Annotated in this window: 18 protein-coding genes, 1 tRNA gene and 1 pseudogene; 13 read left to right on the top strand and 7 right to left on the bottom strand. The window is 63.5% G+C overall.

The window, feature by feature from the left end; translation table 11 throughout:
• Together H8A92_RS32835 and H8A92_RS32830 are read right to left on the bottom strand one after the other, a co-directional pair.
• A pseudogene (locus H8A92_RS32835) lies at positions 1 to 320 on the bottom strand (molybdopterin biosynthesis protein); the annotation flags it as partial.
• 9 nt (positions 321 to 329) lie between these two features.
• The gene (locus H8A92_RS32830) at positions 330 to 1,439 is read right to left on the bottom strand and encodes a molybdopterin-binding protein (protein WP_229199534.1); all 1,110 of its coding nucleotides are present in this window, start codon (positions 1,437 to 1,439) and stop codon (positions 330 to 332) included.
• A gap of 183 nt (positions 1,440 to 1,622) precedes the next feature.
• Here H8A92_RS32830 and H8A92_RS32825 point away from each other — a divergent pair, with 183 nt between their 5' ends.
• On the top strand, positions 1,623 to 2,834 hold the full coding sequence (locus H8A92_RS32825; RefSeq protein ID WP_163161006.1) for an ABC transporter substrate-binding protein: 1,212 nt from the start codon (positions 1,623 to 1,625) through the stop codon (positions 2,832 to 2,834).
• 69 nt (positions 2,835 to 2,903) lie between these two features.
• On the opposite strand, the gene H8A92_RS32820 is transcribed toward H8A92_RS32825, so the two are convergent.
• Positions 2,904 to 3,872, bottom strand: coding sequence for a TAXI family TRAP transporter solute-binding subunit (locus H8A92_RS32820; RefSeq protein ID WP_229199533.1), 969 nt, complete (start codon positions 3,870 to 3,872; stop codon positions 2,904 to 2,906).
• A gap of 113 nt (positions 3,873 to 3,985) precedes the next feature.
• Between H8A92_RS32820 and H8A92_RS32815 the strand changes: the two genes are divergently transcribed.
• Both H8A92_RS32815 and H8A92_RS32810 read left to right on the top strand, forming a co-directional pair.
• Entirely contained in the window at positions 3,986 to 4,954 is a 969-nt protein-coding gene (locus H8A92_RS32815; protein WP_229199532.1) for a Bug family tripartite tricarboxylate transporter substrate binding protein, read from the top strand.
• A 136-nt stretch (positions 4,955 to 5,090) separates the two neighbouring features.
• A tRNA-Ile gene (locus H8A92_RS32810) sits at positions 5,091 to 5,166 on the top strand.
• A 511-nt stretch (positions 5,167 to 5,677) separates the two neighbouring features.
• On the opposite strand, the gene H8A92_RS32805 is transcribed toward H8A92_RS32810, so the two are convergent.
• Positions 5,678 to 6,580, bottom strand: a complete 903-nt coding sequence (locus H8A92_RS32805) for a LysR family transcriptional regulator (RefSeq protein ID WP_229199531.1) — start codon at positions 6,578 to 6,580, stop codon at positions 5,678 to 5,680.
• Between the two features lie 128 nt (positions 6,581 to 6,708).
• Here H8A92_RS32805 and H8A92_RS32800 point away from each other — a divergent pair, with 128 nt between their 5' ends.
• From H8A92_RS32800 to H8A92_RS32765, 8 genes are all read left to right on the top strand, one after another.
• Positions 6,709 to 7,488, top strand: a complete 780-nt coding sequence (locus H8A92_RS32800; protein ID WP_229199530.1) for an SDR family oxidoreductase — start codon at positions 6,709 to 6,711, stop codon at positions 7,486 to 7,488.
• Between the two features lie 31 nt (positions 7,489 to 7,519).
• Positions 7,520 to 8,551: a glutathione S-transferase family protein gene (locus H8A92_RS32795; protein WP_229199529.1), complete on the top strand. Its 1,032-nt coding sequence runs from the start codon at positions 7,520 to 7,522 to the stop codon at positions 8,549 to 8,551.
• Between the two features lie 832 nt (positions 8,552 to 9,383).
• Complete coding sequence (locus tag H8A92_RS32790) at positions 9,384 to 10,376, top strand: ABC transporter substrate-binding protein (RefSeq protein WP_229199528.1); 993 nt, start codon at positions 9,384 to 9,386, stop codon at positions 10,374 to 10,376.
• 5 nt (positions 10,377 to 10,381) lie between these two features.
• Positions 10,382 to 11,152, top strand: coding sequence for an ABC transporter ATP-binding protein (locus H8A92_RS32785; RefSeq protein WP_229199527.1), 771 nt, complete (start codon positions 10,382 to 10,384; stop codon positions 11,150 to 11,152).
• Between the two features lie 64 nt (positions 11,153 to 11,216).
• Entirely contained in the window at positions 11,217 to 11,957 is a 741-nt protein-coding gene (locus H8A92_RS32780) for an ABC transporter permease (RefSeq protein WP_229199526.1), read from the top strand.
• Between the two features lie 115 nt (positions 11,958 to 12,072).
• The gene (locus H8A92_RS32775) at positions 12,073 to 13,062 is read left to right on the top strand and encodes an isopenicillin N synthase family dioxygenase (RefSeq protein WP_229199525.1); all 990 of its coding nucleotides are present in this window, start codon (positions 12,073 to 12,075) and stop codon (positions 13,060 to 13,062) included.
• A 71-nt stretch (positions 13,063 to 13,133) separates the two neighbouring features.
• Positions 13,134 to 14,033, top strand: a complete 900-nt coding sequence (locus tag H8A92_RS32770) for a LysR family transcriptional regulator (RefSeq protein WP_163152408.1) — start codon at positions 13,134 to 13,136, stop codon at positions 14,031 to 14,033.
• 50 nt (positions 14,034 to 14,083) lie between these two features.
• Entirely contained in the window at positions 14,084 to 15,412 is a 1,329-nt protein-coding gene (locus tag H8A92_RS32765; RefSeq protein ID WP_420831401.1) for a cytosine deaminase, read from the top strand.
• A 744-nt stretch (positions 15,413 to 16,156) separates the two neighbouring features.
• Here H8A92_RS32765 and H8A92_RS32760 read toward each other — a convergent pair.
• Positions 16,157 to 16,864: a L,D-transpeptidase gene (locus H8A92_RS32760; RefSeq protein WP_229199524.1), complete on the bottom strand. Its 708-nt coding sequence runs from the start codon at positions 16,862 to 16,864 to the stop codon at positions 16,157 to 16,159.
• Here H8A92_RS32760 and H8A92_RS32755 point away from each other — a divergent pair.
• Positions 16,857 to 17,156, top strand: a complete 300-nt coding sequence (locus tag H8A92_RS32755; RefSeq protein WP_229199523.1) for a hypothetical protein — start codon at positions 16,857 to 16,859, stop codon at positions 17,154 to 17,156. The genes H8A92_RS32760 and H8A92_RS32755 overlap by 8 nt on opposite strands.
• Before the next feature lie 34 nt (positions 17,157 to 17,190).
• Here the strand turns inward: H8A92_RS32755 and H8A92_RS32750 are convergent, their stop codons facing one another.
• Together H8A92_RS32750 and H8A92_RS32745 are read right to left on the bottom strand one after the other, a co-directional pair.
• Entirely contained in the window at positions 17,191 to 18,108 is a 918-nt protein-coding gene (locus tag H8A92_RS32750) for a class I SAM-dependent methyltransferase (RefSeq protein WP_229199522.1), read from the bottom strand.
• 41 nt (positions 18,109 to 18,149) lie between these two features.
• Positions 18,150 to 19,040 (bottom strand): dienelactone hydrolase family protein, encoded by an 891-nt coding sequence (locus H8A92_RS32745; RefSeq protein WP_229199521.1) that lies wholly within the window; start codon positions 19,038 to 19,040, stop codon positions 18,150 to 18,152.
• Positions 19,041 to 19,330: 290 nt separating this feature from the next.
• Here H8A92_RS32745 and H8A92_RS32740 point away from each other — a divergent pair.
• The coding region (locus H8A92_RS32740; protein WP_229199520.1) for a hypothetical protein at positions 19,331 to 19,763 on the top strand (433 nt) is incomplete at its 3' end.

Here is a 19,763-nt window from a genome sequence, read left to right as displayed (position 1 = left end):
GGCGCGGTGCCGCACGAAATGGTCTCGCCGTTCAGCGCGACCTGCACCGGCGCGGCTTCGCCGGCGCGCGCAACATCGGCCGAGCGCACCGCAAAGCCGTCGACATTGGAGCGATCGAACGGCGGCACGTCGATCGGCGCCACCACGTCCTCCGCCAGCGCACGGCCGAGCGCGTCGGCGAGCAACCGCCTCTCGGACGGCAATTGGCGCGGGAACAGCGCCGCCTCGAAGCGCGCGATCGCTTCCTCGCGCGACAGGATGGTCAGGAATTGGTCCTGCTCAACGGACGGATTGGGTTTCGGCGTGAATGGTTGGCTCATCTCGGGAACTCACTCCCGCAACATATAGGCATCGACAAGTGTGCCCGCAGCGAAGCCTTCCGCGGCACCAGGCACGATCAGCAGGCCTTCGGCGCGCGCAATGGCCTCGAGCGACAGGTCTCCGATCGCAAGCACCGCCCAGTAGCCCTGCTGACGCGTCAGCAACACGACCTCGGCAATACCGACGCCGGAGGCGATCTTGCGTTCCAGCGGCAGCGCCAGCGTCCTGCGCGGCTGCCGCCCCGACAGGCGATCAAGCAGGGGAAGCGCGATCGCCCACCAGGCCGCGAACGCCTGATCCGGCGCGCCCGGCAGGGCGACGACCGACGTAGCATCGATCCGGCCAACCGCCATGGTGCGCCCGGGCTGCAAGGCAATGCCGTGCGCGATCAGCGTGCCGAGCGTGGCCAGCGCATTCACCGCTGCGTCGGTGTGGCCAACACCGGTGCCTCCGATCGTGATGACCAGGTCGCAGCCGGCTGTATCGAGCTCGCTTGCAATCGCCGTTACATCGGGCGTTGCGGCCGTGCAGGTGACCTCGGCGCCCGCGAGGCGCGCAGTGTCGGCAATCAGTTGCGCGGTCAGCTCACCGTTGGCGATATTGACGATGCGAAGCCGCGGCCGGCGCACGCGCAACAGTTCCAGTCCGGCCGCCCGCGCGAGCAGCAGACCGCGCGGCAGCAGCGGCTCCCCTGCAGCGATCACAGCACGCCCGGCGGCAACGTCGCTGCCGGCACGCCGGACGCCCTGCCCCGGGATGGCTTCGGCAAGCACCTGCGGAAAGGGACCGGATGTGTCGACGGCATCCGCATCGACCACGCAGTCGGTGCCACCAGGCATCGCAGCGCCGGCTACCACCCAGACCGGGAGTTCGGTCACCGCCAACGGCGCATAAGAGGAGGCGCCGACCAGGTCATTGGCGCGCATCGCCCAACCGTCGTTGACTGCGACATCGTGCGGCGGGTAGGCGCGCAAGGCCGGCATCTCGGCGGCAATAGAGCGGAGGGCGTCGGCCGGCGGCAATTCGATCGGCTGAACCGGCACGAGATCGCGCAGCACGGCCGCCAACGCCACGTCGAGCGCGGTGAGCGAAGCCGGAAGGCGCTGGGCACTGACCATGGCCCGCTATGGACTGAATCGGCCCCGAAAGAAACCGGCTTGGGCTATGCCGGGACACCTCCATTAGACCGATGGCGCGTTGACGCGGACCCCAAACTAGTTGCAAAAGAAACCAATATAACCGGGTTCCAGAGACCCGGAACAACCATAATGGCCAATGCGCCAATTCAGGAGGGAGACAGAATGATCGCCACCAGACTAGCCATGTTCGGGACGCTCGCAGCCGCGCTGCTGGCCTCCTCGGCCGTATCGGCACAGGTGTCCGACGACATCGTCAAGATCGGCGTGCTGACCGACATGAACGGCCCGGCCTCGACACCGACCGGACAGGGCTCGGTCACCGCCGCGCAGATGGCGGTCGACGACTTCGGCGGCAAGGTGCTCGGCAAGCCGATCTCGGTGATCGTCGGCGATCACCAGCTCAAGCCTGATATCGGCGCGACCATCGCGCGGCGCTGGTATGACGTCGATCAGGTCGACCTCATCGTCGACGTGCCGGTCTCGGCGGTCGGGCTCGCGGTGCAGAACATCGCCAACGAGAAGAAGAAGCTGTTCATCACGCACTCGACCGGCGCGACCGACTTCCATGGCAAGTTCTGCTCGCCCTATGCGATGCAGTGGGTGTTCGACACCCGCGCGCTTGCGGTCGGCACCGCCCAGGAGGTGGTGAAGCGCGGCGGCGACAGCTGGTTCTTCATCACCGACGACTATGCGTTCGGCCACTCGCTGGAGAAGGACGCCTCCGCGATCGTGACCAAGAACGGCGGCAAGGTGCTCGGCGCGGTGCGGCCGCCGTTCGCGACGCCCGATCTGTCGTCCTTCATCCTGCAGGCGCAGGCCTCGAAGGCCAAGATCATCGGCATCGCCGGCGGACCGCCGAACAACACCAACGAGATCAAGACCGCGGCCGAGTTCGGCGTCTTCGCCGGCGGCCAGCAGATGGCAGCGTTGCTGGCGCTGATCACCGACATCCACTCGATCGGGCTGTCGGCCGCGCAGGGCCTGTTGCTGACCACCTCGTTCTATTGGGACATGGACGACAAGACGAGGGAATGGTCGAAGCGCTATTTCGCCAAGATGAACCGGATGCCGACGATGTGGCAGGCCGGCGTCTACTCCTCGGTGACCGCCTATCTGAACGCGATCAAGGAGACCGGCACCGACGATCCGCTCAAGGTCGCGGCCAAGATGCGCGAGAAGCCGGTCGAGGATTTCTTCGCCCGCAACGGCAAACTGCGCGATGACAATCTGATGGTGCACGATCTCTGGCTGGTCCAGGTCAAGACCCCGGCCGAATCGAAATATCCGTGGGACTACTACAAGATCCTGGCGAAGATCTCGGGCGAGGACGCGTTCGGCCCGCCGGACCCGGCCTGCCCGATGGTGAAGAAGTAACTGCGTAGCGTGGCGGCGAGTAGCGAACAGATGTTGTCGTTCGCCACTCGTCCCGCACTATTCGCAATTCTACTTGGCCACCCCGATCTCGCGGAAATATCGGAGCACGCCCGGGTGGATCAGGTTGATGTCAGGCGCGGCGGCGACGGTGTTCGCCGCTGTGGTCTCGCAAGCCTGGGCGAGCTTGGTGCAGAAAACAGCCTCGACGCCGTGCAGCGTCTTCGCGAGGCGATAGGCGACATCATCCGGCAAGGTGTCGCGCACCAGGATGTAGCTCCAGGAGCCGACCGAAGAAATTGCGGCAGTCTGCTTAGGATAGCTGCCGGCCGGAATCGTCAGCGGCTTCAAGAAAGTGTGCTTGGCGCGGATGCGCGCGATCTCGTCCGCACTCGGCGCGATGAAGCGCGCACCGGTTGCGCTCTCCGCCATCTTGGTGAAGCCGGGCCAGCCGATGCCGGCGCCCCACAGCGCCGCCGCGCGTCCGTCCTCGACCATCGCAGGCCCGTCGCCGGCGCGATCGAGATAGATCGACTTGAAGTCCTCGTCCTGCTTCAGCCCGATGCCGTCGAGGATGTAGCGCGACAGGATCGGCAGGCCGGAGCCCTTAGCGCCGAAGGCGACCGGCTGGCCGACCAGATCGTGGATCGTCTTGTAGGGGCTGTCGGCGCGGACCACGAACATGCCGGGGCTCGAATACATCGCGGTGAGGATCTTCAGCCTGGTGGCCGGCGGCCGGCCGATGCCCATGAAGGCTTCATAGGACGGCTCGCCCGCGACGGTTGCGATATCGACGCTGCCGGCCTCGAGCAGCGGGATGTTCTCGTTGGAGCCCTTGGTGTTGCGCGGCTCGATCGACAGCGTCGGATCGGCTGCGTTCATGACCTCGGCAAGCGCATTGCCATAGAGCGGAAAGCCGCCGCCCGGCGTCGCCGTGGCGAAAGTGATCGTGGTTTTGGAAATGGTCTTGCCCCCCTCTTGCGCCGCCGCGCCGCCCGCGAGCAGCAGCGCTCCGGCGCAAATCATGACAGCGAATTTCATCCCGAGCCTCAAGCATTGAGCCAGACTATCGTCGCACGGGCGGGGTCGTAGGCAAAGCCAGCGTTTTGTGAAACCATGACAGCAACAGTCACAAGAAAATGACGGGAGATACGATGATCCGGCTCGCACGTGCTGCTCTGCTTGGTTTGATGTGTTGCATTGCCTCAGTTGCCCCCTCATCCGCATCCGACTATCCGAACCGTCCGGTGCGCTGGCTGATCGGGTTTGCCGCCGGCGGCCCGGTCGACATCGTCGCGCGCATCATGAGCCAGTGGCTGTCGGATCGTCTCGGCCAGCAATTCGTGGTCGAGAATCGTGCCGGCTCAGGCGGCAATATTGCCGCTGCCGCCGCGATCAACTCGGCGGCGGACGGTTACACGCTGCTGTTCGTCGCACCCAACAACGCGATCTCGACCTCGCTCTACAAGAAGCTGCCCTACGACTTCCTGCGCGACACGACGCCGGTCGCCAGCATCATGCAGCTCACCAACATGCTGGTCGTGACCAACGCGATGCCGGTGAAGACCGTTCAGGAGTTCATCGACTACTGCAAGGCCAATCCGGGCAAGATCGCCTACGCCTCGTCAGGCAACGGCACCTCGGTGCATATGTCGGCCGAGTTGTTCAAGGCGATGACCAAGTGCGACATGCAGCACGTGCCGTATCGGGGATCGGCGATCGCCTTCCCCGACATCATCTCCAACAAGGTGCAGTTGATCTTCGACAATCTGCCGTCGGCGCTGGAGCAGTCGCGCGGCGGCAGCGTGCGCGCGCTCGGTGTTACCTCGCCGCAGCGCTGGCCTGGTGTGCCCGATGTGCCCGCGATCGCCGAGACCGTGCCGGGCTTCGAGTCGGTCGGCTTCTACGGCATCTCGGCGCCGAAGGGCACGCCGCCGGAAGTCATCGAGACCCTCAACAAGGCGGTCGGCGAGGCCTTGAAGGACCCCAAGCTGGTGGCCCGCCTCGCCGAGGTCGGCGGCATCCCGAAGCCGATGACCCCCGCCGAATTCGGCAAGCTCGTCGCCGACGAGACCGAGAAATGGCGCAAAGTCGTCGAGTTCGCCGGCGTCTCGGTGGATTGAGGGCCGTGGCGGCTCGGGAGGCCGATGCGGCCGCGTGCGGCACGAGGGTTCCGGGGCGGCATTGCCGAAACCCCACGCACCCTGTAAACGGAGCCCGCACCGTTGCCGGCCGCCCCCCGCGGCCCGCAAGGCGGCGGGGCCTGTAGCTCAATGGTTAGAGCCGGCCGCTCATAACGGTCTGGTTGCAGGTTCGAGTCCTGCCGGGCCCACCAATGAGATCAATGTCTTACTTGGTTCTCACTTTTCGTTCGTCCGCCGCAAATCCGCGCGATCGCGCCAGACTTCGCGAGCATGGCCGTGTCATCCGCGACATGTATCTCTTCGAGGTAAAGTGGCGAGAGGAATCGCAATACCCGTGGGACTATTTCAAGAGAGTTGGGACCTTCCCGGCGACCAAGCATATCGCTCGCTTGCTGACGGCAAGTGTTCGTTCGTGTCGAAGAACAACTGACAATCCGCTCGCAGACCGGTTGTCTGCCTCTCCATTGACTTGGCTGCTGTCGCAAAATGCGACAGCGGCAGTTTGGTCAGTAGTTACCGCGGTCGGAAATTGGGGCCGCCCTCTAGGGAGACGTCGCCATCCCATATCACCACCAACATCTTGCCCATGACACTGCGATCTTGCAGGTGTCTGATGATCTCCACTGCGCGATCCTCGATACATGCAACCGTTTGGCAAGCATCATCCGTCATCTCCCAGTACGGCTCGAGGGACGCACGTCCTCAATCCCAGGGCGCCCTGCCGCGAAATGCCTCGGCGAGAAAATCGACCATGACGCGCGCCTTGGCGCTGAGGTGGCGGCGGCTGGGATAGACCGCCAGCACGTCGATCTCAGGCATGCGGTAATCGGTCAACAGCGGCACCAGACGTTTCCGACGCAAATCCTCCCCCACGAGGAAGGTCGGCTGCCGGATAACGCCAAGGCCAGCCAAGGCCGCTGCGCGGGCGGTATCGCCGTTGTTCGTGCGCATGATGTGGCGCACCGCAACGATATGCTCCCCGCCCACATCGTCGAGCATTCGCCAATCATCAACCGAATCCGAATAGGTATACGCGATGCAGGCATGATCCTTGAGATCCTCCGGACTCGCCGGCGTGCCGTGACGTGCAACATAGTCGGGGGAAGCGCAGATCAGATGGCGCGTGGTCGCGAGCTTGCGGCTGACAAGGGCGGACGATCCGCCACGTGAAATACGGACCGCCAGATCGCAGCCCTCTTCGACCAGATCGACGACCCGATCCACCAGGCTGATATCCAGCTCGATATCAGGGTAGCGCGCGCAGAAGCGCGGCCAGAGCGGCGCCAAATGCAGGATGCCGAAACTCAACGGCGCGTTGACCCGCAGCCGTCCGCGGGGTTGGATCGCGGCTGTGGATGCAAGCGCCTCGGCCTCGGCCACGTCGTCGAGAATGGAAAGTGCCCGGTCGTACAGCATCTTTCCCGTCTCGGTCGTCGACAGCCGCCGCGAGGTGCGGTTGAGCAGCCGGGCGCCGAGAGACTGCTCGAGTTCGTTGACATACCGCGTGACATTGGCCGGCGAGGTGTCGAGCTTGTCCGCGGCGCGGGTGAAGCTGCCCTGGCCGACGACGGTGGCGAAAACCTCAAAAGCCCGCAAACGGTCCATGCCGCATCCAATCATTCATAAAAACTGAATGATGTAACCAGTTTCCGTGCCTTCTTTCAATTCCTTGACGGGTCTACTTACCAACCCATCGGGCCGCGATGGACGCAGCCAACCAAGGGAGAACGGACATGACACAGCAGCAAACCGGACGTCTTCACAACAAGGTCGCCATCGTCACCGGCGCAAGCTCCGGTATCGGCCGCACCACGGCCAAGCTTTTCGCCGCCGAAGGCGCCAAGGTCGTCGTCGGCGCACGGCGCGAATCCGAGCTCGCAAGCCTCGTCGCCGAAATCAAGGCCAGCGGTGGCACGGCTGTGGCGCTCGCCGGCGACGTCCGCTCCGAAGCCTACGCCCGCGACCTGGTCGCGCTGGCCGTCAAGAGCTTCGGCAGGCTGGACATCGCGTTCAACAATGCCGGTACGCTGGGCGAAGGCGGCGCCTCGACCGGTGTCTCGGAAGCTGGCTGGAATGATGCCATCGCCATCAATCTCACCGGCTCGTTTCTCGGCGCCAAGCATCAGATCGCCGAGATGGTCAAGCACGGCGGCGGATCCGTCATCTTCACTTCGACTTTCGTCGGCCACAGTTCGTCGTTCCCCGGCGTCGCAGCTTACGCCGCGAGCAAGTCGGGCCTGATTGGGCTGACACAGACGCTGGCTGCCGAGTTCGGCCCGCAGAATGTCAGGGTCAACGCGATCCTGCCCGGCGCGATTGAAACCGACATGTACCGGGAGATGAACGACACCCCCGACAAGGCGGCGTTCATCACCAACCTTCATGCCCTGAAGCGCCTGGGACGGCCGGAGGAAGTCGCGCGCTCGGTGCTCTATCTGGCATCCGACGATTCCACCTTCGTCACCGGCACCGCATCGCTGGTCGATGGCGGCCTTTCCATCACCCGCACCTGAGCAGGCCGCGCAGGACAACAAGGAGGCTGACATGGGACTGCTGGTTGAAGGTCAATGGCGCGACGCCTGGTACGACACCAAGTCGACGCGTGGCCGCTTCATCCGCAAGGATGCAGCCTTCCGCAACTGGATCACGGCCGACGGCAGCGCCGGCCCGAGCGGAGTGGGCGGCTTCAAGGCCGAAGCCGGCCGCTACCATCTCTACGCCAGCCTCGCCTGTCCGTGGGCGCACCGCACGCTGATCATGCGCTCGCTGAAGGGCCTCGAGGACATGATCTCCGTCTCGGTGGTGCATTGGTTAATGCTCGAAAACGGCTGGACCTTCGCCGACGGCCCAGGCGTCGTCCCGGACACTGTCTACCATGCGCGGTTCATGCATCAGATCTACAGTGCAGCCGATCCCTACTACACCGGACGCGTCACCGTTCCCCTACTCTGGGACAAGCACGCGCGCACGATCGTCAGCAACGAATCGTCCGAGATCATCCGCATGCTGAACTCGGCCTTCGACGCGATCGGCGCGAGGTCCGGCGACTACTACCCGGAAGCGCTGCGCGGCGACATCGACGCGGTCAACGCCCGCATCTACGACACGCTGAACAACGGCGTCTACAAGGCCGGCTTCGCGACCATGCAAGCCGCATACGAGGAAGCCGTCATCCCGCTGTTCGAGACGCTCGATTGGCTGGAGCAGCGACTTGCCGACCGCAGGTTTCTGTTCGGCGGCGGCCTCACCGAAGCCGACATCCGCCTGTTCACGACGCTGATCCGCTTCGATGCGGTCTATGCCGGGCATTTCAAGTGCAACATCCGCCGCATCGCCGATTATCCCAATCTCTCGGCCTACACGCGCGACATCTATCAATGGCCCGCAATCGCCGCGACAGTGAATTTCGAACATATCCGGCGGCACTATTATGAAAGCCACCGCTCGATCAATCCCTCCGGAATCGTGCCCGCCGGGCCTCTCCTTGATTTTACCGCGCCGCACGGGCGCGAGCACCTCGCCGCTGCGGACGCGCCGCGGTCGTGGCATCGCCCCTCGCCCCGGTCGGCGGCCTGACCGTCCTTCAATCGTTCACCAGCAGACTTCTCGGGAGGCATTTCGCCATGAGCAATCGATTCCGGATAATTTTCACCGCGCTGCTTGCGACCGCGTTGAGCGGCCCCGCAGCAGCGCAGACGTGCCCGGCACCCGCAGCCCAGACCCAACCCGCCGCTATGGTGAACAATGCCAAAATTATTGCGACTACCCGCGCAGTGGCCATGGCGCCAAGACACTCGCCCTCAGCTATCCGGCAGCTATCAAGCACACCAGCACGCAAATAGATCGCGCCCGCGAGAACCGACACAGAAGCGATTACAAAGGGAAGACGCTCTGCGTTCCCAAAAGCACGCGAACGACGCCGCGAACCGGGAAGAGAATTTCGCCTTGACCGTCCTCATTTTGCGAACGGTCATTATTTAGGCGATGGCGGCATTCGAGCCCCGACTCGATGATCACAAACAGATCAAGAACTTTGGCGGATTTAATATCCGACTTGATTACGTGCGAACAACCCCTGCCTAGATTTAAGCCACACCATCGCCGCTTCTATCGGCTTGCAGGGACAAGTAGCTCCGTGAGATCAACGGGCTGCGAGTAGAAGCGGTCTGAGCCTCGGCTCTGGACATTGCTCGGCGATGCAAAATGCCATGGCCTCCAGATGCTCGCAATCATCTTCTCGAACCACCGCCAGAGCCCCAGGTCTAGGAGCTGAGGTGCTCGCCGGCACCGCTTCGGGCAGCCGTACAGAGCCTATGTGCGGCTCGGAGCGAAGCCAATCGGCCCGAGCAGCCCGTCCATCGTCCTTTTCGCGTCCTGTAAAATCGAACACTTAGCCACGAGGCCATTCATGTCCCTGCGCGCCACCCTTACTTCGTTCGCCCTCGCCTCCAGCCTCATCGCGGCGCCTGCGCTCGCGGCTGACAAGGTGATCTTTCAACTCGACTGGCTGCCGGGCGGCGACAAGGCGCCGATCTACGTCTGCATCCATGACGGCTTTTGCCGCGATGCCGGCCTCAACGTAACCATCGCCTCGGGCCGCGGCTCAACCGACGCCATCTCACGTCTTGCCGCGGGCTCCGCCGACGTCGGCGTCGCCGATATCGGCGCACTTCTCGCCGCGAAGGCCAATGAGAATGTCAAGGTCACCGCAATCTTCTCCGAGTTCAACAAAGGGCCGCACGCTCTCTACGTTATCAAGAGCGGCCGCATCGGAAGCATGGCGGACCTCAAGGGCAAGACCATCGCCACATCGCCCTTCACCTCGTCGAACTTCTATCTGCCGCTGGTCCTGAAGGACAAGGGTGTCGAATCTTCGGACGTCAAGCTGATCAAGGCGGAGCCCGGCTCGCTTGGCCCCATGCTGATGGCCGGGAATGTCGATGGCATCGTCGCGTGGATGACCGATCTCACAAGATACAGGAATCAAGGCAAGGAAGCCGGCAAGGAAATCGTCGTCCTGCCGTGGTCGGCGGCCGGCCTCGAACTCTATTCCGCGTCCCTGATCGCCAACGATGACTTCCTCGCCAAGCGCCCTGAGGTCGCAAAACGTTTTGTCGAAGCCTACAAAAAGTCGATCGAATTCGCCAAAGCCGAACCCGCGAAAGCCGCCGCTGCGGTCAAGGCGATCGTCGCCGAGATCTCTACCGAAGACGTCGAGGGCTCGCTCAACGACACCCTGCCGCTGATCTTTAACGAAGTCACTGACAAGGACGGCCTCGGCGTATTCGAGCCTGCACGTCTTGCCGAGACGTGGCGCCGCGTCTCCGCGGCGCAGAGTATCGATCCGGCCAAGTTCGATCCCGAGAAGGCCGTCACGCGCCACTTCATTCCGGCGAAGTGAAAATCATGGCCTCACCCGCCATCCGCTTCGACAGACTTGGGCAGGTATTCGATACCCGCTCCGGCCGGACCGAGGCGCTCCGTGACGTCAGCTTCGAGGTCGCGCGGCACGAGTTTGTCGCGATCCTCGGTCCTTCCGGCTGTGGCAAGTCCACGCTGTTGCGTCTGATCGCCGGGCTCCTACGGCCGACGTCGGGCTCCGTGGAGGTATTTGGCTTGCGAGTCGGCGAGCCGCGCGACGATATCGGAATCGTCTTCCAGAAGCCGACGCTGCTGCCCTGGGCGACGGTGGAGGATAATGTCGATTTTCCGGCCCGTCACAAGCGCGGCCGGGTAAGCCCCGAGGAACGGGAGCGCGCGGCTGCCCTGTTGCGTATGGTCGGCCTCGAAGGCTTCGCCAAGCGTTTGCCGGACGAACTCTCCGGGGGCATGCAGCAGCGCGTCGGCATTGCCCGGGCGCTGCTCATGGACCCGGACATTCTCCTCATGGACGAGCCGTTCTCTGCGCTGGACGCACTGACGCGCGAGGTCATGGGCTTCGACCTGCTCCGCATCTTCGCCGAACGGCCGAAGACAGTCGTCTTCATCACCCACTCGGTGAGCGAGGCGGCGCTCCTCGCCGACCGCGTCCTGGTGATGACCGGCCGCCCGGGCTCCGTGCTGACTGACGTCGTCGTGCCGGTGGGACGTCCGCGCGGCCCTGAAACCGCGAATGAGAAAGCGATCCATGACCTCAGTGCCTACCTACGCAGCTTCCTCCTCCAAAAGGCAGCCTAAGGCGATGACCGACCCGGTAGCCGGCGCTTCGCCGTTCTTTCGGCGACTTGCGACCGCGCCGGGCATGGCGACGCTCGGCTCCCTCATTGCTGTGGTTATCCTGTGGGAGCTGACCGCGCGTATTTTTGCAATTCCGTCCTATCTTCTGCCGACGCCGTCTTCGGTGATCCAATCGTTCTCCTCGATCGGATACGACCGCTGGTTCGTTCATGTCTGGGCGACGCTGCGAGTCGCGATGATCGGCTACGCGCTCTCCATCGTGATCGCCATTCCGCTCGCGATCCTGATGCTGCGCTCGCCATTTCTCTCCAGGACGCTCTATCCGCTGCTCGTCGTCGTGCAATCGACGCCGGTGGTGGCGGTCGCACCCATCATCATCGTGTCGCTGGGCGCGGGCGACGCACCGCGCGTGGTGATCACCTGTCTCATCACCTTCTTTCCGCTCGTCGTCTCCACAGCGACGGGTCTGGCGGCCACGCCGCCGGAGTTGATCGAACTCTCCCGCAGCCTGCGCGCGCCGGCCTGGCGGGAAATCACGCAGATCCGTCTGCCCTTCGCGGTCCCGTACATCTTCTCCGCACTGAAGATTTCCATCACCCTCGCCGTGATCGGGGCGGTAGTGGCCGAGTTCTGCGCCTCCGAGGCGGGCGTCGGCTACTTTATCCAGTTCTCGACATCGATGTTCCGCCTGCCGCAGGCCTGGGCCGGGTTGATCGTTCTCGCTGCGATGTCTCTCGCGCTGTTCCAACTTGTGTTGTTCGCGCAGAAGTCCCTCTTCCCGTGGAGCCTGCCGAAGAAGGACTGAAATTTCGGCGCAGGCGAGCCCCTGCGCCACTCACCCCGGAGTAGAAGCGGTCGGGCCAAGCCCGGACATTGCTCCTCAACCGCCGGCCCGTCGGCCTCAACATCAGGAGACTGCAATGACTACCGAACCGTATGCCCTCGCCGAACCGAACAAGGAAGCTACCATTGGCGGCATCGGCAAAACCGTCGAACGCGAAATTCCTGTCATCGACCTTTCGGATTTCGACAGGCGGAAGCACGAAATCGCCGACGCGCTCTGGCAGGCATCCAGGGACATCGGCTTCTTCCAGGTCTGCAACCACGGTATTCCTCAGGCCGACATCGATGCCGCCTTCGAGACAGCTTGGACGTTCTTCGAGCTGCCAATGGACACGAAGGCCAGGTATCCGATGCCCAAAGGCACGAACGCGGGCTGGGAGTATAAGGCACAGGTGCGACCGTCCACCGGCACGCCGGACAACAAGGAAAGCTACCAGATCACCCCGCCCAACATGACGGGATTATGGCCGAGCGAGGAAGAGCTGCCGGGCTTCAAGGCGAAGATGCTGGAATTCGAACGGCAGAATTGGGAGCTCGGGATGCGTATCCTGTCCTGCTTCGCGCTCAAGATGCGCTTCGCCGAAGACTTCTTCGCCAAGGCTCATGATCCGAACTCGGATCAGTATCAGTCGACACTGCGCCTGATCCACTACATGTCGATGGAGAACGCCAAGCCGGACGACTTCAAGACCTGGCGCGCCGGCGCTCATTCGGATTTCGACTGCCTCACCATCCTGCATCAGAAGGAAGGCGAAGGCGGCTTGCAGGTATGTCCCGGCAAGGACGCTGCAGAAGGCAAATGGACGGACGTCCCGCCGCGCAACGGCTACATCACCTGCAACATCGGCGATATGCTGATGCGCTGGTCGGACGATCAGCTGCAGTCGACGCTCCACCGCGTGCGCATGCCGCGGGCGGACGAATATCTTGGCCGGCGCCTGTCGCTGCCGTTCTTCTGCCAGGCCAACCGCGACGCCGTCATGCAGGGGCCGCTCGGCAAGTATCCGCCGATCACGGCCGGCGACTACCTGACGATGCGGATCAGCGCGAACTTCGCGAAAAACTGAAGTTGAGTATGAGCCGCGCCGGCGTCATCGTGTGGAAGGGGCAAACGCCCCTTCCACATATCGGACCGACCATGCTTCACAGCCGAGCGCTGCGCTATATCGACGAGGTCGCCCGCCAGGGCTCCATCCGCAAGGCGGCCAAGACGCTGCACGTCGCCGCCTCTGCCATCAACCGCCACATCCTCGATCTGGAGGAGCAGCTGGAGGCGCCGATCTTCGAACGCCTGCCGCGCGGTCTGCGGCTGACGAGTTCCGGCGAGATCCTGATCGCGCACATCCGTGAGACGCTGCGCGCCCACGATCGCATGCGCACGCAGATCAATGCGCTGCGGGGCTTGAGCCGCGGCGAGGTATTCGTCGCCACGATGGCGACGCTCGCCGCCGGACGCCTCGCCGAGATCGTCGCCGCCTATCGGGCGGCGCATCCCCAGGTGAGCCTGCGCATCATGGTAGGCGACCGGACCGGGGTCGCCGACATGGTGGCGTCCGGCCAGGCCGACCTGGCGGTAGCCTACAATCTGCCGGAAGATAGTCGGCTGCAGCGCGCCGGTGAATTCCAGCATCGCCTCGGCGCCGTAGTCGCCCCCGACCATCCGCTGGCGGCGCGCAAAAGCGTGCGCATCTCGGATTGCCTCGTCTATCCCCTGGTACTGGCGGATCGATCGCTGTCATTGCGTGAGGTGGTCGAGAACATTGCGCCGTCTCACGCCAGCCTGACGCCGATGGTCGAGACTAACTCGATGGAGCTGATGAAGCGCCTTGCACATACCTCGCCCCACGTGACTTTCCTCAATCGTGTCGACGTCGATCAGGAGCTGACGAACGAAGAGCTCGCCTTCATTCCACTGTCGGGCACCGCCGGCCTGCAACGACTCAACGTGCTTCATCGCGTACGCGGCTCGCTCTCTCCGGTGGCCAGCCATTTCATGTTGTTTGCCGTTGAGCACCTGAAGCTCCCAGATTCCGCCTGACACCCCTCTTATCCGGACCGCTGCCCGTGACATCGCTTTCACCCAAAACCATCGCTCCAGGGCTTTTCACCGGCAAGGAACGGCTGTTGTTGCGCAACGCGCGCACGCCGGCCTCGCTGCTTGGCGCAGGCGCACCGGGCGGCGCTGCTTGCGATCGCGACGGCGCGGCGCTGATCGATATCGTCGTCGACGGCCAGACCGTCGCGGCCGTCGTTCCGGCCGGCCATGGCGAGGCGGAGTGCGTCGTTGATCTCGCCGACCGCCACGTCTGGCCGCTCCTGGTCGACGCGCATACGCATCTCGACAAGGGCCATGTCATCGGCCGAGCGCCGGACTCCGGCGGCACGCATCCTGGCGCACGCGACGCCACCACATCAGACCGCATTGCGCATTGGCGTCGCGACGATCTGCTGCACCGCATGGAATTCGCTCTCAATTGCGCGGACGCCCATGGCGTCGCGGCGATCCGCTCCCATCTCGACAGCCATGAAGGGCAGGCCGAGACGACATGGGCCGCCTTCAGCGAGACCCGAGAGCGCTGGGCGGCGCATATCGCGCTACAGGCCGTGGCGCTGGTGCCGCTCGACGCCTATCGCGGCGACTATGGTCGCAGGCTCGCCGATCTCGTCGCCGCCCATGGCGGACTGCTCGGCGGCGTCACCCGGGCTTCCGGCGGGGCTCACGGCAAAGCGCTTGAGGATATCGATGCACTGCTTGACGCATTGTTCCTGCTTGCGAAGGAGCGCGATCTCGACGTCGATCTTCATGTCGACGAGGCCGCGCGCGCGGACGCGCTGCCCCGTGTCGCGGCGGCTACCATCCGTCATGGATGGGAAGGCCGCGTCACCTGCGGTCATTGCTGCTCGCTCGCGCTGAATCCGGATGATGAAGCCGCCCGTGTCATCGAACTCGTCGCATCCGCGGGAATTTCGATCATCACGCTGCCGACCGTGAACATGTATCTGCAGGACCGCGCCGATGGCGTGACGCCGCGCTGGCGCGGGGTGACGCCGGTAAAGGAGTTGCGCGCGGCAGGCGTGCGTGTCGCCGTCGCCGGTGATAATTGTCGCGATCCGTTCTATGCCTATGGCGATCACGACATGCTCGATACCTGGCGGCAGGCCGTGCGCATCGCACATCTCGATCATCCCTTCGCAGATGCCGCCGCCATGGCCGGCGCTGTTCCGGCGGCTATCATGGATGTGCAGGCCGGCGTGATCGCCGCCGGCCGCCCCGCCGACCTGATGATCCTGGAGGCATGGAGCCTCGATCAGGTGATTGCGCGGCCTCACTCGGACCGCCTTGTCATTCGCGCCGGCACCGCGTCGTCCGCTCGCCTTCCTTCCTACGCATCGCTCGAAACGATCGCAGGTCGATGACTCCAGCAAGCCCGAGGTTTGCAGTCTAAGGGATGTTCGGACTGCTGATTAGCATCAGGGTGGCTTACAGGAGGCTAACTTAGCTTGCCGAAGCCGGGATACGCCGAATGAAACAGGTCGCGCAAGACAACGACATCCAAATGCTACCTCCGCTCAGCCATTGGGTTCGAGGGCCGGCTCCTGTTTTTGAAGGGTGAATTCCGCACGGCGGAGCGACAACTAAGGGCGGCAGTATCGAAGCTGAGCGATGCGCGCTACGAAAACGTGGGCGTCCCATTCCTTGCGCGCTACGCGTAAAAATGGAATCTCGTGTGTGCGAACACGTCCGGTTTGCGATCGCGAACTCAGCGCGTTACCGGCTTGTTGATCATTCGACCCTTCCGTTTCAAACTGAGCGGCGGCTCACCCAAGTTCTGACCCAGGCCTTCAATTCCCTCGGCGATCGACGACCGGAACGGGCCATAGGGCCAGTTCGCAAGGCCTACTAACGGAGCAAGGCGACACGCTCCATGGCATCGGTCTCTCGACTTGCAACAGATCGATGTCTTACTGAGTTTCTCATTGCCAGTAGCGCGACGACCGCACCAGGTACGTGCACTTTTCGTTTGCGGCAAACTCGCGAAGGCGTCAGGCAAGCTTGAGTGATGATGAGCGGATACGCCGGCACGCCCAAGGTTGCCGCTCACAGAACGGCCCCGATCTTCGCGCTGCCCATACCGGCAGCGCCTGGACCGGCGCCGTTGCCTATGCCGGCAGCACGATCACCTTCGTATTGACGGGCGTTCGCGCATAGAGGTCGATCATGTCCTGGCTGAGGAGGCCGGTACAGCCGCTGGTAATCCCGTTCCCAATCGTTTCGGGATCGCTGGTGCTATAGATCGTGTAAAGCGTGTACACCCCTTTTTGATAGAGGTAGAGCACGCGGGCACCAAGCGGATTGTCGAGACCTCCCGGCATGCCGTGAGCATATTTGCCCGCCTCCGGCTGGCGCGCGATCATCTCCTTGGGTGGCGTCCAGATAGGCCATTCGGCCTTACGCCCGACATAGGCTTCGCCACTCCACCGGAATCCATCGCGGCCGACATTGGCACCATAGCGGGTCGCGTTTCCCTCGCCTTCGATGCGGTAAACATAGTATTTGCTGGGATCGACGATAATCGTACCGGGCGCCTCATTGCTGTCATAGCGCACCGTCTTGCGAAAATATCTCGGATCGACCTTACCAACATCGACCGCGGGGATCGGGAATTTCTCGTTCGGCACGGGCCCGTAGACTTTTTCCGCCTCGGCCAGGCTCATGTAGTCGGATGCGCAACCGGCCAGGCCCAGTGCGGCGAGACCGGCAGCGGAGCCGAATAGAAATGCCCGGCGGTTGAGAAGCGGCGACCGAAGCCCGGGCAGAGCCCCCTCGCCCATCGCGCCGGCGTCGGCAATTCCACGGTCCATGATCATGATTTCGGATTTTCCGTTGTCGCGTTGTACGGCCAAGCTAGACTTTGGCATACAGGGTAAGCAGGGAGGAGAAAAAGTTCTTCGTCATTCGAGGTTGAATCTCCTTGACCAACAGATGCCCTTTTGGCTGTCGCTTGGGAAGAAGCAGCTGGCGGTCATGTCTATGCATGTGGCCGCCGACGACTTCAAAGCCGAACGTGGCTTTATGGTGCGCTCGGAGGGCGTTCGCATTTGGCGCGAATTCAATAGTTTACCTGATTGGGTGCAGAAGCTAAGTGCAATTCGCGTTTAGTGCTCAGCCGGCCGGCTCAGCGGCTGACTGGGGATCACTCTCGTCTGCCTGCAACGATATACTGGATTGACGCTCCCGAACCCGAATAGCTGTGGTCCGCAATGGCCTTGGCGAGTTCGTCGCCATGCTCCGTAACGGAAGCCCACAAGCGGTCGAACTCATCCTCGCGACCGCCGCCCGCCAGGAAAAAGCGGTGGGTGTCGTTGCGGCTCCAGATCCAGAAGTCGCGGCTCTTCATATCGGAGCATTCTTCGAGCATCGCGCGTTGCTCCGCCGTGTCGTATGGCGGGATCAGTGGATTTGTCTTGTCATTGAGATAGACCCGCACGTCGGCAAGTCCGCCGGCGGCAAAGAGGCCAGGGATCAGATCGCCGATCGAATTGTTGCCTTCGCCAAGCGAAGCCTTGCCGCGCTCGCAGAGCAACTGCAAGCGCGCGCCAGCGAGGATCTCGTCCGGGGGCAGTCGGGAGCTGACTGAGTTCAACACCAGGGCGCTCGACATGTTGTTGGGCTCCGCGGCCAGCACGAGCCCGCCGGGCCGCGTAACACGCGCCATCTCGGCAATGACGGCGGCGGGATCCGCCACATGGATCAGCAGCGTTTGGCAGGTCACCAGATCGAAGCTGGCGTCCGCGAACGGCAGGCGTTCAGCCGTCGAGACACTGTATCTGCAGCGGTGGTCAAGTCTGCACGCAGCGGCGCGTGTCGTGGCCTGCTCGACCCAATGGGGATCGCGATCGACGCCGTGAACGCGCGTGTCCGGCGGCAAGACGCGCGCCAGCAGTTGGCCCCAGTGGCCGACTCCACAGCCGACGTCAAGAACGCTTCCGATTTGCGCGAACGCCAGTCGAACGGCGATCAATCCGAGAAAGTCCAGGTTCCACCAATAGTCGCGCGTATCGCCAAAATATTCCGCCGAGTGCGACGTCTGGGCTCGATACTGGTTCGTCATGGCGCCTCGCAAAGAGACAGGAGTCCGCAACTATTATTCGATCAGTGCTTCAGGATCGCGGCAAAAAGCTCGATCGCATCAGCGGTTGCATCGCGGGTCGCGGCGACGTTGGCAGGATTGTCCTGCCGGCTAGCGCCCGGATCGTCGAAATCGTGCGTCGCGTTGGGATAGATCTTGAGACTGATGTTGGCGTGCTCGGCGCGGCTCTTGTCGATGAGATCGCTGCATTCCTGCGGCGATATTTCTTCATCGGCGGTGCCGACGAAGACATGGACCGGGGCGTAGGGAATCAGGCCGGTCTTGAATTTTCCCTTCAACCCGCAACCGGGATAAAAGGCTACCGCGCCGCGAAAACCTGTGGTTGGCGAGGGCGACGCCAGCGCCGGCGTGGTCGACGACATGGTGGACAACGTGGCGCTTGCGCCATTCGACCATCCCTGCAGCGCGACGTGATCGGCCGCGACATCGTTGCGGGTGCGCAAATAGGCGAGCGCACCATAGGCATCATATGGCCGTACGAGCACCTCGTTCACGCTTTCCGGACGCTGCTCGTAGCTTGCGTGGGTAAAGCCCTGCGGAAAGCCGCGCGGCCCGAACCCGTCCACCAGGATGGCGAGATAGCCTTGCTGGGCCCAGAGATGGCCCCATTTCTGGTGCCGCTGCGAGAGCGTCGACGCGTCGTACCTGCCGTTCGCAAGCGATGAATAAGGCCCGGCGCGGCCGTGCATCATGACCACGGCCGGGCTCCGCGCCGCATGCGGGCCTTCCGGCTTGAAGACGTAGCCGACCAGCGTGGTCTGGCCGTCGGCGCTCGGAAACGTCACGCGATCGGGCAGCGGCCCGATCGGGGCTGGCGCGGCGGCGACCGAAAGCACCGCCGCGGCGGCGACGGCAATGAACCGCCCCAGGGAAGGCGAACGAGCTGAAATCACGATGGCACCTCAAATGATCGATCCCAAACGATCGGAAGCCTAGTTGAACGGCGGGCGCGAAATCCATGCAGGGTTTCCCGCATCGCTCTTCGATCAATCTAACCCGACGGCCCGCGAGTGTCCCGTAAACGGGCTGTAAACTCGGTGTAAACGGCTGTAAACGCTAGACAATCTCATGAACGCGTCGGCCGGGGCGCGTGACAGACCGGCATGGTGTGAATGTTCACATCGCATCCCAACGGGCCGTGAGCCCTGGATGCTCAACCGACGGTCAACCACAGGAGATGGTCATGTCACGCACTTCAAGTTTCCTCACGATTGCACTCAGCGCTACGGCGATCGGTTCTGCCACGCTGCCGGCGGCGGCCCTTCCGCTGAAGGTTTTCCAGGACGGGAGCAACCACGTGTCCCAGTTCCCTGCCGCGGCGCCCGTATCAACCAGCGAGCGCCCGAGCCAGGACGCCGTCCACATGCTGGGGACGCCGCCGGTCATCCCATCGAAGCCAGGCTTGTCGAAGGTCCCTGCCAATGCTGAGCTGCCGATCCCGGTGTCTCATAACCTGACCGGCATCAAGAACGCCGAGCTTCCGAAGAAGGATCTGCCGCCGGTCGACGTCTGCGCGACGCATCCGTACCTCGCCTTCTGCAAGGGCAACGGTGGCGGCGGTTCGGGTGGCAGCGGCGGTGGCGGCGGCGGCGGTTCCGGCGGTGGCAGTTCGGGCG

The organism is Bradyrhizobium acaciae (assembly GCF_020889785.1).
GTDB classification, from domain to species: domain Bacteria; phylum Pseudomonadota; class Alphaproteobacteria; order Rhizobiales; family Xanthobacteraceae; genus Bradyrhizobium; species Bradyrhizobium acaciae.
Note: the sequence above shows the minus strand (reverse complement) of the source record. Positions and strands in the feature narration are given on the sequence as shown.